Raw genomic sequence first — 13,261 nt, forward strand, 5'->3', positions numbered from 1 at the left:
AATCGCGTATGCGATGCGGTCGATTATTGCGGCCGTCATGCTTAATGACATGCGTGTTCAATTTGCATTGCGCATCGGTCAAGCGGACGCTCGCGTATCGGCGCGAACGGCATCGACACGCATCGGACGCGTACGATCGCCGCGTAGGCGAACCGGCGCATCCGTTGCCTGCGCATCCTTTAGAATCGGTGCGTCCTTCACCACGCCGCGCGTGCTCCGTGCCCGCCGATCACCGTCTCGACCTGAACCTGTTTTGCGTGTTCGACGCCGTCTACGTGCATGGCGGCATCGGCGCGGCCGCGCGTGCGCTGCATCTGACGCAGCCGGCCGTCACGCATGCGCTCAACCGGCTGCGCGCGCGGCTGCCGATCGCCGTGCGGCCGCTGCCGCTGCGGCTCAAGCCGTTCCCGCTGCTCGCGTACTGGCACGAGTCGCGCGACACCGATCGCGCGCATCAGTGGGTGCGCGAACGCATCGCCGCGCTCGTGCGCAGCAGCGCCGGCATCGCCGACGCCTAGCACGCAGCGCACGCCCGCGCGACCGGGACGGTATGCTGACGGCTGCACGCCGCCACGCGGCGCCCGCTTTCCTTGACTCGCTTACCGGAGACCTGCCATGTCGCTCATCCACGCCGCCGCCGTCCTCGATGCCGACGCGGCCGACTACGTCGTCCAGTTGCAGGCCGGCACGCACGCGCTGACCGGCGACGAAGCGCCGCGCGAAGGCGGCCAGGATCGCGGGCCGGCGCCGTACGAATTCGTGCTGGCCGGGCTCGCGCAATGCACGGCCGCGACGCTGCGCATGTACATGCAGCGCAAGACGTGGCCGGCCGCGCGCATCGCGGTGCGCACCGAGCTGCATGCCGATCGCGAAGGCGCGCAGTACGTGCGCCGCGTCGTGACGCTCGATGGCCCGCTCGACGACGCGCAACGCCAGCGTCTCGCGGAGATCTGCGAGAAAACCCCGGTGACGCAGTTCATCAAGCGCGGCACGCGGATCGAAACGACGTTGAATTGATGCACGCGGCAGGCCACACGTACTGCCGCTTGAACGCTTGAAAAACGAAACGGGCGGGCCGCGCATCCGGCGCGGCCCGCCCGTTCGTCGATCCTGCCCGGCGCTTACAGTCCGAGCGCGGCGAGGTCCAGCTTGCCGTCCTTCATCGGCGGGCACCAGAAATACGCGCCCGTCAGCGGCCGCGTGAAGCGGAACAGGCCGTCGACGATCCCGTCTTCCGCGCCGCTCATCCGGCGCATCTGCACGTCGAACGCGCGGAACGAGCAGCCGAACGCGACGAAGTAGAGGCCCGCCCGGCGCGTGTCCGACCACGGCGACGAACGGCGCAGCATGAACGCCTCGGGCTCGAAGCTTTCCTGCGCGGTGCGCTTCACGTGCGCGAATTCGGGTGCGTCGTCGAGTTCCTCGTTGTCCGAACGGCGACGCCCGATGATGTGATCCATCTCGCCCGACGGAATGCGCTCCATCTGGTCGAAGTCGTGCACCCACTGCTGCACCGCGACGAAGCTCGAGCCGTCGAGCCCCGCGCCCTGCCCCGTCACGATCGCCGCGGCCACCGCGTCGTCGCCTTCCGGGTTCTCCGTGCCGTCCTCGTAGCCGGACAGGTCGCGATCGTTCGAATAGCGGAAGCCGTCGACGGCGTCCTGCAGCGCGAACGCCGGCGCGAGCGCGCGTTCGATCGCCCGTGCGCGCAGCACGATCTCGCCGCGGTCGTCCGAGCGCAGCCAGACCCACACGTCGGCCGGCGTCGCCGGCAGCGTGCGGTCGTTCACCGAGAACGCCGGGTAGTCGGTCAGGCCCGGCACCGGGTGTCCGAGATAGGCAGCCAGCGCGTGCCCGAAGCCGACGACCGTGTCGCGTCCGTCGACGATCTCGCGCAGCGCGGCCAGCGCCGCGGCGATATTGCCGTCGTTCGACATCGTGAAAGTGAGGTATCGGGCTGCCGTATCGATCGGAGCCAGGATGCCTTGCTGAACGTCGCTCATCGTTTCCTCGGGAAGGGTTCGGAGTGAATCTGGGGGCGCGCGCGCCGCGGACGCGGAAGTGTAATCGATGCGCGCGCCGGCCCCGCGCCCGCCCTCGCGCAACGTACGCGAAAAGGGGCCAAAACCCTGAATACTAACCGTATCGACGCAGCAACGCCGCATTCGTCAGACGTTGCGGCGCGCGTGACTGTCCTGATAGAATCTTCTCCACGTCTTTTCGGCGTCCTTTCATTCAACCGTTCACTTCAGGGAGGTGCAGATGTTCCGAATGCCAGCCACCTTCCCGAACGTGGTCTCGCGGCGCAGCTGATCCAGCCCGCCGTCCGCGCCGGCTCCCGAGTTTTCCGCTAACCCGTCAGCCGCGCTTTTCCCGACAGCCCGTTTCGTTCCGCCCGCGTGTCTCGCGCGGCCCGGCTGTTGCGTTTTCGACGTTCTCCGAACCGGAAAGTCCCGTCGCGCGATGCGCCGGGCAACGATAAATGACCAGAAAAACCTCCCATCTGGGCGGCCACGCATTCCAGGCCGTCTTCGGCTTCACCATCCGTTACTGGCGCAAGCAGCCGGCGCGCATCGCCACGGTCGCGAGCCTCGCGCTGCTCGCCGCGCTCGCCGACGTCCTCACGCCGCTGTTCGCCGGCCGCCTCGTCGACGCGCTGTCGAGCGGCCTGACCGACCGCGCCGCCGCGTGGCATTCGGCGCTCGTCGCGTTCGGCACGCTCGCCGCGCTCGGCATCGGCGCGACGGTGCTGCGCCAGGGCGTCTACCTGAACATCATCACGCTCACGCTGAAGATGATGAGCGAGATCGCCGCCGCGTCGTTCCATCGCGTGCAGCGCTTCTCCACCGACTGGCACGCGAACAGCTTCGCGGGCTCGACCGTGCGCAAGATCACGCGCGGAATCTGGGCGCTCGACCTGCTCAACGACACCGTGCTGATCGCGCTGCTGCCGTCGGTCGCGATGCTGGTCGGCGCGACCGTGCTGCTCGGCACGCACTGGCCCGTGATGGGGCTCGTCGTCGGCGCAGGTTCGCTGCTGTACATCGCGGTGACGGTCGCGGTGTCGCTCGGCATCGTCGCGCCCGCCGCGCGGCTCGGCAACCTGTGGGACACGCGCATGGGCGGCGCGCTGGCCGACGCCGTGAGCTGCAACGCAGTGGTCAAGGCGTTCGGCGCGGAAACGCGCGAGGAAGCGCGGCTCGCGCGCGTGATCGACAAATGGCGGCAGCGCACGCGCCGCACGTGGGTGCGCGGCACGTTCAACGGCGGGCTGCAGGGCGCGATGCTCGTCGCGATGCAGGCCGCGATGATCGGCGTCGCACTGCGGCTGTGGGCGAACAATGAAGCGAGCGTCGGCGACATCGCGTTCGCGCTGACGATGTTCTTCATGCTGCAGGGTTACCTGCGCGACGTCGGCATGCACATCCGCAACCTGCAGCGCTCGGTGAACGACATGGAAGAACTCGTCGCGCTCGAACGCCAGCCGCTCGGCATCGACGATCGCCCCGGCGCGCCGGCGATCCGGATCGGACAAGGCGAGATCCGCTTCGAGCACGTGACGTTCCGCTACGGCAACCATCCGGTGCCGCTGTACGACGATTTCTCGATGCGGATCGCGCCCGGCGAGCGCGTGGGCCTCGTCGGCCATTCGGGCTCGGGCAAGACGACGTTCATCAAGCTGATCCAGCGCCTGTACGACGTGTCGGGCGGCCGCATCACGATCGACGGGCAGGACATCGCGCAGGTGCGGCAGGATTCGCTGCGCAGCCAGATCGCGATCGTCCAGCAGGAGCCCGTGCTGTTTCACCGCACGCTCGCGGAGAACATCGCGTATGCGCGCCCCGGCGCGAGCCGCGCCGACATCGAGCGCGCCGCGCGTCTGGCCAGCGCGCACGACTTCATCGCCGCGCTGCCGGACGGCTATGACACGCTCGTCGGCGAACGCGGGATCAAGCTGTCGGGCGGCGAGCGCCAGCGCGTCGCGATCGCGCGCGCGTTCCTCGCCGACGCGCCGATCCTGATCCTCGACGAAGCGACGTCGAGCCTCGACAGCGAAAGCGAGCTGCTGATCCAGCAGGCGATGGAACGGCTGATGGTCGGCCGCACGACGCTCGTCGTCGCGCACCGGCTGTCGACCGTGCGTGCGCTCGACCGGTTGCTCGTGCTCGATCGCGGCAAGGTGATCGAGGAAGGCAACCACGACGCGCTGATCCGCATCGACGGCGGCATCTATCGCCGGCTGTTCGAGCGGCAGGCGCTGGAGCTGGCGAAGGGGCTCGCCGATTCGCCGCGGCGCATGGCGGATCGCGATGCCGGGCCGCTGGGGGAGCCGGCGAAGGTTTGATGCAGGCAGATCGTCACGTGGCCCGGCGACATGGCTTCAATCGCCGGGCCATGTCGGCGATCCGATTGGCGTGGTCGACGCACGACGAGGAAATGATGCTGCAACCGCACGAAACCCGTATCGAATCGAATCGCCTTTCGCTCGCGCCGTTCTCGGCGAACGACGCGGATGCGACGCTTGCATGCATTACGCCGTCGCTGACTCGCTATATGGGCTGGGACCCTCCGGCCAACCGGGAAAGTTTCGATCGCATCTGGCACACGTGGCTGCACGCACAAACCAGCGGCACAGACTACGTGTTCGTGATTCGACAACGCGACGGTGGAACCTTCCTCGGCCTGGTGGGGGTTCATCACGTCGAGCAAGCCATCCCGGAATTGGGCGTCTGGATCCGCGAAGATCGGCATCGCGAAGGGATCGGACGAGAGGCGGTCAGGCTCGTCGTGGAATGGGCGTGCGTGACACTCAACGTTCAGCGCTTCAACTATCCCGTCGCCGAGGAGAACCATCCGAGCCGACGTATCGCCGAGTCCCTCGGCGGCACTGTAACGGGCCATGGCGAGACCCCGAAATTCGTGTCGATCATCTATCAGATACCGGCGCCGTTGACATGCGAAAGCCCGGGGCAGGCATAGACGGCCGACTCGCGACGATCGACCTTGTTCGTCGTGGTCCTGCCCACGGCCGGGGCTTCCACGAAAGCGGCCGCCGCCAGATCGCCGCCGTCACGCGCCCCTCCCGCGGATCACTTATCATGTCGGCCAGGCAATTCGCGACGAAAGGCAGACCATGTTTACAGGCATTGTTCAGGGTGTTGGCACCATCAACGCCATCAAGGATCACGGCGAACTGAGGACGTTCAGCATCGCATTCCCCGAGCGGTTCACCGACGATATCGAGATCGGCGCGAGCGTGTCGGTCGACGGCGTGTGCCTGACCGTGACGACCATCCATTCGCCGGCGCTGATCGACTTCGACGTGATGCTGCCGAGCCTGCGGATCACGACGCTCGCCGACCTCGCGACCGGCGCGCGGGTCAACGTCGAGCGGGCCGCGAAGGACGGCGCGGAGATCGGCGGGCATCCGCTGTCCGGTCATGTCGATTTCACGGGGACCATCGCGCACATCGCGTCGTCCGAGCACAACCGGATGATCCGCATCGGCGTGCCGGCCGAGTTCAAGCGCTATGTGTTCGCGAAGGGCTACATCGCGATCAACGGCTGCAGCCTCACCGTGTCGGACGTCAATCGCGACGAAGGCTGGTTCGACGTCTGGCTGATTCCCGAAACGCGCCGCGCGACCACGTTCGACGCGAAGGGCGTGAACGACAAGGTCAACATCGAGATCGAGCGCAGCACGCAGGTCGTCGTGGATACGATCCGCGAATCGGTCAAGGAAACGCTCGGCGAATTGAACGGCGTCGTCACCGCGCTGCTGGCGGAAAAAGGCATCGATATCGAGGAACTGCTCGCGCGTCACGTCGCGCGGCTGCCCAAGCAGTAAGCGCGATGCCCGCATGCTAGGTGATCCGCTGGATCACCGAGTACCGGGTGCCGTCGAAGAACACCTCGACCCACGGTTCCGATTCCTCGAACGTCCAGAGGACGAGATCGAGGTCGATCAGTTCGTTCCAGTCGTCATCGGGCCACGGCATGTTCCACCCGCCCGCGACGGCCACCACGCTGCCCGTATAAAGCGGGCATTGCGCCATCCATGCGCGCTCGTAGTCGTGCGCGGCCGCGCCCTTGAAGTTGCCGTTAAATCCCCAGTCGCGCTGCCAGCCGTGTGCGTCGAGGTACGCGCCGATCGCGGCGGAACCGAAGCGGAACACCGCGTCGACTGGCGGAAGCGACATCGCGTCGGATCGGCACAGCGGGCGGTCGGAGCGGACGGGTTGCGTGGAAGTCTCCACGCGGCCCGACGTGCCGCTATCGTCGAGATATACGTTCAGCCAGACGTCGTCGCGCTCGACGGAAATGCACAACGCGCCGTCATCGATACCGTGCCAGTAGCCGGTGACGGGTTCGCCGTCGTCCGCGAAGCGGTACTGACGGCACGGCCTCGCAAGCCGCTTGGCTTCGGTCAGGAAATCGTCCGACGTCATTGGATGTCTCTCTTTTTAGCGTCCCGGATATCACATCGCACCGCTGTGACCGAACGACATCGACCGCAGCCCCACCTCACTCCACCTCCACCCGCTCCCCCTTCCCCACCGCCACGCGCTGCGCGCGATAAATCCCCGCGTGCCCGGAGAACAGATACGCGACGACACAGGCGACGATCGCATACACGCCGATATCCACGCCGAACAGTTCGATCGCCATGATCGTCGACGCGATCGGCGTGTTCGCCGCGCCCGCGAACACCGCGACGAAGCCGAGCCCCGCGAGCACCGGCACCGGCAGCGCCAGCACCTGGCCGAGCGCATTGCCGAGCGTCGCGCCGATGTAGAACAGCGGCGTCACCTCGCCGCCCTTGAACCCCGACGCGAGCGTGACGACGGTGAACGCGAACTTGCCCGCGAAATCGTAAAGCGGCAGCGGGCCGTGAAACGCGGCCTCGATCGTCGGGATGCCCAGGCCAAGATACTGCGGCACGTTCAGCACCGTCGCCGCCACCGCGACCAGCAGGCCGCCGACCACCGGCTGCAGCGGCGCATGGCGGATCACGCGGCGAAACCACGCGGTCACCGCATGCGTCGCGAACGCGAACAGCCGCCCGACCACGCCGAACGCGACGCCCGCGACGACCGTCACGGCCAGCCCCGTCGCCGATACGGCCGGCACGAACGGCATCGCATAGGCCGTGTGATGGACGCCCCACGCGCGGCACACGACGTCCGCGACGATCGCCGACGCGACGCAGGTCAGCAGCGCGTCGTAGCGCAGGCGCCCGATCGCGAGCACCTCGAGCCCGAACACGGCGCCCGCGAGCGGCGTGCCGAACACCGACGCGAAGCCGGCCGCGATGCCGCCCATCAGCAGCACGCGGCGATGCTCGCGATCGAGGCGCAGCACGTGCGTGATGCGATCGGCGAGCGCGCCGCCCATCTGCACGGCCGTGCCCTCGCGGCCGGCCGAGCCGCCGAACAGGTGCGTGACGACGGTCGCGACGAGCACGAGCGGCGCCATCCGCTTCGGCACGAGCGCCTTCGGATCGTGAATCTCGTCGATCAGCAGGTTGTTGCCGCGCGCGACCGACTGGCCGAAGCGATGGTAGATCCAGCCGGTGGCGAACCCGGCGGCCGGCAGCCCCCACAGCAGCCACGGATGCGCGACGCGCGTACCGGTCGCCCAGTCGAGCGCGATCAGGAACAGCGCGGAGGCCGTGCCGGCGAGCGCGCCGAGCAGCGCGGAAAGCGCGAGCCAGCGGCACACATAGCGCACGGTCGCGAAAAGATCGGCAGAAGTGGTGAAGAACATGATTTCCCAGATTCGACGGCACATCAAAACCTGGGCGGCAGAATACCGGATGGACGGCCTGCGACCTCCTGACGACCCAGGAACACGCAGGCATCATCAGCCGGGCAAACCGGCGGTTGAGGGCCGCACCGCGCGCGCCACGCGCCGGGAACGACCGCAGGGAGGCATGCCATCTCCGCAGGCCGCAATTGTACGCGACGCCGCGCCACGCCCGCAATGCAAGCGCCGGTGCGTCACGAAACGACGGCGCCCGCCCCGCGCTCAGGTCAGTCGCGCGGCGCGAGCGCGAGCCGCGCGATCAACTGGGGCGCGATCTGTTCGAGCGGCAGGATCGCCGACGCCGCGCCGATCGCAGCCGCGGCCTTCGGCATCCCGTACACGGCGCAGGTCGCTTCGTCCTGCGCGATCGTGTAGCAGCCCTTCGCCCGCATCGCCTTCAGGCCGAGCGCGCCGTCGCGTCCCATGCCGGTCAGCAGCACGCCGAGCGCATCGCCCTCCCAGCCGTCCGCGACGCTGTTGAAGAACACGTCGATCGACGGCCGGTACGGCGTGTCGGCCGGATGCAGCGTATAGCCGAGCACGCCGCGCGGCGACAGCGTCAAGTGATCGTTGGTCGCCGCGAGCAGCACCGTGCCCGCTTCCGGCACGCTGCCCTGCCGCGCGACGCGCACCGGCAGCCGCGTATAGCCGTCGAGCCATTCGGCCATCCCGTACGCGAAGGCCTGGTCGACGTGCTGGACGATCACGATCGCGGCCGGAAAATCGCCCGGCAGCGCGCGTAGCAGCGCGGTCAGCGCGGTCGGCCCGCCCGCCGACGCACCGATCGCGACGAGCGTCGGCTGTCCGCGCGCGGGCGCCGGCCCCGGCGGCACGAGCGCCGCGGTACGGCTTTCGAGCAGCCGGCCGATCTGGTCGATCTTCGCGAGCAGCGCCTGCGGCGACGCGTCGGTCGACAGCCCGAGCGCGAGCGTCGGCGTATCGACCGCGTCGAGCGCGCCGGCGCCCATCGCCTCGTACACCGACGACGTGTTCGCGCTGACGCTCGCCGTCACGATCAGGATCGCGCACGGCGCGCGCGCCATGATCCGGCGCGTCGCGGCGACGCCGTCGACCTTCGGCATCACGAGATCCATCAGCACGACGTCGGGCGGCTGCGCGACGCAGAAATCCACCGCCTCGTCGCCGTCGGTCGCGACCCACAGCACACGATGGTCCGCGCGCAGCGCGATCACGCGGCGCAGCGCCTCGACGGCCAGCGGCAGGTCGTTGACGATGCCGATGTTCATCCGCGCGCATCCCCGATCAGGTCGTGCACGGCATCGAGCAGCGCCTCGTCGTGGAAGCTGCTCTTCGCGAGGTAGTAATCGGCGCCGGCGTCGAGCCCGCGGCGGCGATCCTCGTCGCGATCCTTGTACGACACGATCATCACCGGCACGCGCTTGAGCATCGGGTCGCTCTTGATCAGCGTGACGAGTTCGATCCCGTCCATGCGCGGCATGTCGACGTCGGTCACGACGAGATCGAACGCATCGCTGCGCACCGCGTTCCACCCTTCCATCCCGTCGACCGCGACCGTCACGTCGTAGCCGCGCTTTTCCAGCAGCTTGCGTTCGAGCTCGCGCACCGTCAGCGAATCGTCGACGACGAGTACGCGGCGGCGCCGGTCGGCCAGCGCGAGCTGCGGATCGCGCGTGAGCCGCGCGAGCTGGCCGCCGCGCACGAGCTTGTCGACCGAGCGGATCAGGTCCTCGACGTCGACGATCAGCACCGGGTCGCCGTTCTCGAGCAGCGCGCCGGCCGCGATGTTCTGGATCTTGTGCAGGCGGCTGTCGAGCGGCTGCACGACGAGCATCCGTTCGCCGAGGAAGCGGTCGACCGCGACGCCGTACAGCTCGGGTTCGGCGCCGACGACCACGACCGCGGTGGTGGCGCGCGCGACGTCGGGCTCGCCCGCGTCGAGCAGCTGGTGCGCGGCGACGAGGCCCGCGCGCCGGCCGTCGAACGGAAAATGCGGCTGCCCTTCGAGCACGTCGATGTCGTCGTGTTCGAGTTCGAGCGTGCGGCGCACATGCGCGAGCGGGAACGCATACGGTTCGCCGCCAACTTCGACGAGCAGGCTGCGGATCACCGACAGCGTGAGCGGCAACTGCAGCACGAAGCGCATGCCGGCGCCCGGCTCGTTGAAGATCCGCACCGCGCCGCGCACGCCGCGCACCATCTCCTGCACCGCGTCGAGGCCGACGCCGCGCCCCGACACGTCGGTCACCGCATCGCGCATCGAGAAGCCCGGCAGCAGCAGGAATTCGAGCAGCTCGGGGTCGGACAGCCGCGCGGCCGTCTCGTCGTCGGTCAGGCGCTGGCGCACGACGGCCGCGCGCAGCGCGTCCATGTCGACGCCCGGCCCGTCGTCGATCACGCTGACGAGCAGCGAGCCGGCGCTGTGGCGCGCCTCGAGCGTGACGCTCGCCTCGGCCGGCTTGCCGCGCGCGCGCCGCGCATCGGGCGAATCGACGCCGTGGTCGATCGCGTTGCGCAGCAGGTGGCCGAGCGGCGCGTCGAGCAGGTCGAGGATGTCGCGATCGACCTGCGTGCCTTCGCCGACGATCGAGAAGCGCACCTGCTTGCCGAGCGAGCGCGCGAGATCGCGGACGATGCGCGGATACGCGCGCGTCGCGTCGCCGAACGGCCGCATCCGGCACTGCAGCGCCTCGTCGTACAGTTGCTCGGCGATATGCGTGCTGCGCCGCTCGAAGCGGTCGAATTCGTCCATGCGCTCGGCGAGCGAGCGCTGCAGGTCGTTGAGCATGTGCCGCACTTCGTTCATCGACGCGAGCATGCCGGCGTCGAGCTCGTCGGCGAACTGCTCGACCATCAGGTCGAGCGAACGGGCCGCGTCGCGCTGCGCGCGCTTCACGCGCAGCATCGATTCGGCGAACGGCTTGAGCCAGCGCGATTCGACCAGCGATTCGCCGGACAGGCTCAGCAGCCGGTTCAGCGTATCGGCGCGCACGCGGCGCATCGCGCCGGCGCCCGCCACGCGGCCGGCCTGGGCCGGATCGGGCACCGGGCTCGACACGGCAAGCGGCGGCACCGCGGCACTCGCGCCGACCGGCTCGTTCGCGGCGCCGTCGTGATCGCGATACGGCACGAGCGACGGCGGCGCGGGCGGCGCAGACGGCGGCACGGCGGCCGGCGCCTGCATCGTCTGCGCGCCGTCGGCGCCGGTGAGCGCCGCCGCGAACACGTCGATCTCGGTCTGCGACACGGGCTGCCCCTGCGGATCGCCGACGCGCACCAGCAAGTCGACGCCGGCCAGCAGCACGTCGACGTGCGTGGCCGTCAGCGCGATCGTGCCGGCCTGCGCGGCGACGAAGCATTCCTCCATCCGCCCGGCGATCTCGACGCCGAGCGGCACGCCGACGATGCGCGCGGCGCCCTTCAGCGAATGCGCGGCGCGCATGCACGCTTCGAGCGCGACGGAATCGGGCTCGCCCGATTCGAGCGCGAGCAGCCGCTCCGACAGCGCCTGGGTCTGCGTGCGCGTCTCCTCGCGATACAGCTCGAGCAGCGACAGGTGGCTCAGGTCGTCATCGCCGCTCATCGCATGCTCCGTGTCACGGCGTCGAACAGACGGTCGTCGTCGAGCAGGCCCACCGACTTGCCGCGCCACGACAGCACGCCGCGCGACAGGCCGGCGCTCGCGCGCCCGACCGTCGCGGGCACCGGCACCCAGTCGGACGCGCCGAAGCGCAGCACGCCCTCGACTTCGTCGACCGGAAACACGACCGGTTCGCCCTGGTGCGCGGCCACCAGCAGCCGCGTGAAACGGCCGTCGCCACCGCCCCCGCCGTTGCCGGCCTTGCCGGCATCGAGGCCGAGCAGCGCGCCGATCGAGATCGCGATGCGCAGCGTGCCGCGAATGTTGACCACGCCGCGCACGGCCGAATGGCGGCGATACGGCAGCGAGTGGATCGGGCGCGTGCCGGCGATCTCGCGCAGCACGCTGATCGGCAGCGCGAGCCATTCGTCGGCCACCCGGAACGCGAGCGCCGCATGGCGCGTATCGCCGTCGTCGTCGCCCGCGCGCGCCGTGCCGAGCGCGCTCATCCGGCGCGTGACGTCCGCCATCTCGGCCACGTCGAGCGGACGCTCGAGCAGCTTCGCCGCGTGCGACGCGTAGACCGGGCAGTTCAGGCAGCGCAGGCAGTCGTTCAGCCGCTCGCACGAGCGGTCGCCGCGCGTGCCGATCCGGTTCCAGCAATCGTCGACGTCGAGCGTCGCGTCGTCAGTGGCAGCGGCGCGGTTCATCAGAATTTTCTCCGAGAGACCCCGCCATTGATGGCGGGAAGGAAAGGCGTGCTGTTGACAGGCAGCTTCTTCCACGAGTTAGGATCACCGGCATGATCCTTGTCTACCGCTACCGGGTGAAGTCGCTCAACGGACTGCTCAACAAGCAGAGCCGTGCGGTGAACTACGTCTGGAACTTCTGCAACGACACGCAGAAGCACGCGCTCAAGTGGAGCAAGAAGTGGCCGACGGGATTCGATCTGAACGTGCTGACGACCGGCAGCAGCAAGGCGCTTGGCATCCATTCCGGCACGGTCAACGCGACGTGCGAGCAATATGCGAAGTCGCGCAGTCAGCGCCGTCGGCCCTACCTGCGCTATCGCGGCAGGAAATCGCTGGGCTGCGTGCCGCTGAAGGGCCGTGACCTGAAGCGCGAGGGTGACGCGTTCCGTTTCGCTGGCAACACGTTTCGCGTGTTCAACAGCCGACCGCTTCCCGAAGGCAAGATCAGGGATGGAACCAACTTTGCGCAGGATGCGCGTGGCAACTGGTTTCTCAACATCGTGATCGAGATACCCGATGTTCAGGCCCGACCGATCCGTTCCGGCGTCGGCATCGATCTCGGCTTGAAAGACTTCGCCACACTTTCGACCGGCGAGAAGCTGCCCAATGATTGGTTCGGTCGACGAGCGGCGGAAAGGCTCGCGAAAGCGCAGCGAGCGCGAAAGCACAAGCGGCATATCGCGAAGCTGCACGCAAAGATCGCCAATGCCCGCGCCGACTTCCAGCACAAGCTCGCGCTCGATCTGGTGCGGCGCTTCGATTACATCGCGGTCGGCAACGTGTCGGCTGTCAAACTCGCCAGAACCAGGATGGCGAAGAGCGTCTACGACGCGTCCTGGTCGTCCTTCCGGAACAAGCTCCGCTACAAGGCGATCGCGCACGGGGCCACGTTCGAGGAAGTCAACGAAAGCGGTTCTACCCAGTCCTGTTCGTCGTGCGGGTCGAAAAACAGCACAACGCGGCCGAAAGGTATCGCGGGACTGAGAATAAGAGAGTGGACCTGCAGTGACTGTGGTGTCGAGCATGATCGAGATACCAACGCCGCGCTGAACATTCTCCGATGCGGACGTGCATCGCCAGGTGTGGGAATCTTCCGCCTTTAGGCGGAGGAGGACGTCAAGGGTTCCTCTGGTCATCGCGGTGT

12 protein-coding genes and 1 riboswitch are annotated in these 13,261 nt (G+C 68.4%); of the genes, 6 read left to right on the forward strand and 6 right to left on the reverse strand.

Going from position 1 to position 13,261, the window contains the following annotated elements; translation table 11 throughout:
• Positions 1-44: 44 nt before the first annotated feature.
• A complete protein-coding gene (locus HWX14_RS36775) occupies positions 45-518 on the forward strand; it encodes a LysR family transcriptional regulator (protein ID WP_279611816.1) in 474 nt (157 codons plus the stop codon).
• Positions 519-615: 97 nt separating this feature from the next.
• A complete protein-coding gene (locus tag HWX14_RS17330; RefSeq protein ID WP_175883676.1) occupies positions 616-1,017 on the forward strand; it encodes an OsmC family protein in 402 nt (133 codons plus the stop codon).
• A gap of 104 nt (positions 1,018-1,121) precedes the next feature.
• Here the strand turns inward: HWX14_RS17330 and HWX14_RS17335 are convergent, their stop codons facing one another.
• Positions 1,122-2,003 carry a Dyp-type peroxidase gene (locus tag HWX14_RS17335; protein WP_175883677.1) on the reverse strand — a complete coding sequence of 294 codons (882 nt, stop codon included), beginning with the start codon at positions 2,001-2,003 and terminating at the stop codon, positions 1,122-1,124.
• Positions 2,004-2,482: 479 nt separating this feature from the next.
• Between HWX14_RS17335 and HWX14_RS17340 the strand changes: the two genes are divergently transcribed.
• From HWX14_RS17340 to HWX14_RS17350, 3 genes are all read left to right on the forward strand, one after another.
• On the forward strand, positions 2,483-4,345 hold the full coding sequence (locus tag HWX14_RS17340) for an ABC transporter ATP-binding protein (protein WP_175883678.1): 1,863 nt from the start codon (positions 2,483-2,485) through the stop codon (positions 4,343-4,345).
• Positions 4,345-4,980 carry a GNAT family N-acetyltransferase gene (locus HWX14_RS17345; protein WP_347879824.1) on the forward strand — a complete coding sequence of 212 codons (636 nt, stop codon included), beginning with the start codon at positions 4,345-4,347 and terminating at the stop codon, positions 4,978-4,980. The genes HWX14_RS17340 and HWX14_RS17345 overlap by 1 nt, the downstream gene beginning before the upstream one ends.
• Before the next feature lie 154 nt (positions 4,981-5,134).
• Complete coding sequence (locus HWX14_RS17350; protein WP_175883679.1) at positions 5,135-5,848, forward strand: riboflavin synthase subunit alpha; 714 nt, start codon at positions 5,135-5,137, stop codon at positions 5,846-5,848.
• A 16-nt stretch (positions 5,849-5,864) separates the two neighbouring features.
• On the opposite strand, the gene HWX14_RS17355 is transcribed toward HWX14_RS17350, so the two are convergent.
• The 5 genes from HWX14_RS17355 to HWX14_RS17375 form a co-directional block, all read right to left on the reverse strand.
• Entirely contained in the window at positions 5,865-6,449 is a 585-nt protein-coding gene (locus tag HWX14_RS17355; protein ID WP_175883680.1) for a hypothetical protein, read from the reverse strand.
• 76 nt (positions 6,450-6,525) lie between these two features.
• Positions 6,526-7,767 (reverse strand): voltage-gated chloride channel family protein, encoded by a 1,242-nt coding sequence (locus tag HWX14_RS17360; RefSeq protein WP_175883681.1) that lies wholly within the window; start codon positions 7,765-7,767, stop codon positions 6,526-6,528.
• Positions 7,768-7,847: 80 nt separating this feature from the next.
• Positions 7,848-7,953: riboswitch (Fluoride riboswitch) on the reverse strand.
• An 80-nt stretch (positions 7,954-8,033) separates the two neighbouring features.
• Entirely contained in the window at positions 8,034-9,053 is a 1,020-nt protein-coding gene (locus tag HWX14_RS17365; protein ID WP_175883682.1) for a chemotaxis response regulator protein-glutamate methylesterase, read from the reverse strand.
• Positions 9,050-11,368 (reverse strand): hybrid sensor histidine kinase/response regulator, encoded by a 2,319-nt coding sequence (locus HWX14_RS17370; RefSeq protein WP_175883683.1) that lies wholly within the window; start codon positions 11,366-11,368, stop codon positions 9,050-9,052. The genes HWX14_RS17365 and HWX14_RS17370 overlap by 4 nt, the downstream gene beginning before the upstream one ends.
• On the reverse strand, positions 11,365-12,075 hold the full coding sequence (locus tag HWX14_RS17375; RefSeq protein ID WP_175884611.1) for a chemotaxis protein CheW: 711 nt from the start codon (positions 12,073-12,075) through the stop codon (positions 11,365-11,367). The genes HWX14_RS17370 and HWX14_RS17375 overlap by 4 nt, the downstream gene beginning before the upstream one ends.
• Positions 12,076-12,167: 92 nt before the next feature.
• On the opposite strand from HWX14_RS17375, the gene HWX14_RS17380 reads away from it, so the two are divergent.
• Entirely contained in the window at positions 12,168-13,220 is a 1,053-nt protein-coding gene (locus HWX14_RS17380) for an RNA-guided endonuclease TnpB family protein (protein WP_175883684.1), read from the forward strand.
• Positions 13,221-13,261 lie beyond the last annotated feature (41 nt).

This window comes from Burkholderia sp. BCC0044, assembly GCF_902832955.1.
In the GTDB taxonomy this organism is placed as follows: domain Bacteria; phylum Pseudomonadota; class Gammaproteobacteria; order Burkholderiales; family Burkholderiaceae; genus Burkholderia.

Excerpts from the sequence above, each read along its gene's own strand:
- HWX14_RS36775 (WP_279611816.1), top strand. The coding sequence starts at position 45 with ATGACATGCGTGTTCAATTTGCATTGCGCATCGGTCAAGCGGACGCTC.
- HWX14_RS17330 (WP_175883676.1), top strand. The coding sequence starts at position 616 with ATGTCGCTCATCCACGCCGCCGCCGTCCTCGATGCCGACGCGGCCGAC.
- HWX14_RS17335 (WP_175883677.1), bottom strand. The coding sequence starts at position 2,003 with ATGAGCGACGTTCAGCAAGGCATCCTGGCTCCGATCGATACGGCAGCC.
- HWX14_RS17340 (WP_175883678.1), top strand. The coding sequence starts at position 2,483 with ATGACCAGAAAAACCTCCCATCTGGGCGGCCACGCATTCCAGGCCGTC.
- HWX14_RS17345 (WP_347879824.1), top strand. The coding sequence starts at position 4,345 with ATGCAGGCAGATCGTCACGTGGCCCGGCGACATGGCTTCAATCGCCGG.
- HWX14_RS17350 (WP_175883679.1), top strand. The coding sequence starts at position 5,135 with ATGTTTACAGGCATTGTTCAGGGTGTTGGCACCATCAACGCCATCAAG.
- HWX14_RS17355 (WP_175883680.1), bottom strand. The coding sequence starts at position 6,449 with ATGACGTCGGACGATTTCCTGACCGAAGCCAAGCGGCTTGCGAGGCCG.
- HWX14_RS17360 (WP_175883681.1), bottom strand. The coding sequence starts at position 7,767 with ATGTTCTTCACCACTTCTGCCGATCTTTTCGCGACCGTGCGCTATGTG.
- HWX14_RS17365 (WP_175883682.1), bottom strand. The coding sequence starts at position 9,053 with ATGAACATCGGCATCGTCAACGACCTGCCGCTGGCCGTCGAGGCGCTG.
- HWX14_RS17370 (WP_175883683.1), bottom strand. The coding sequence starts at position 11,368 with ATGAGCGGCGATGACGACCTGAGCCACCTGTCGCTGCTCGAGCTGTAT.
- HWX14_RS17375 (WP_175884611.1), bottom strand. The coding sequence starts at position 12,075 with ATGAACCGCGCCGCTGCCACTGACGACGCGACGCTCGACGTCGACGAT.
- HWX14_RS17380 (WP_175883684.1), top strand. The coding sequence starts at position 12,168 with ATGATCCTTGTCTACCGCTACCGGGTGAAGTCGCTCAACGGACTGCTC.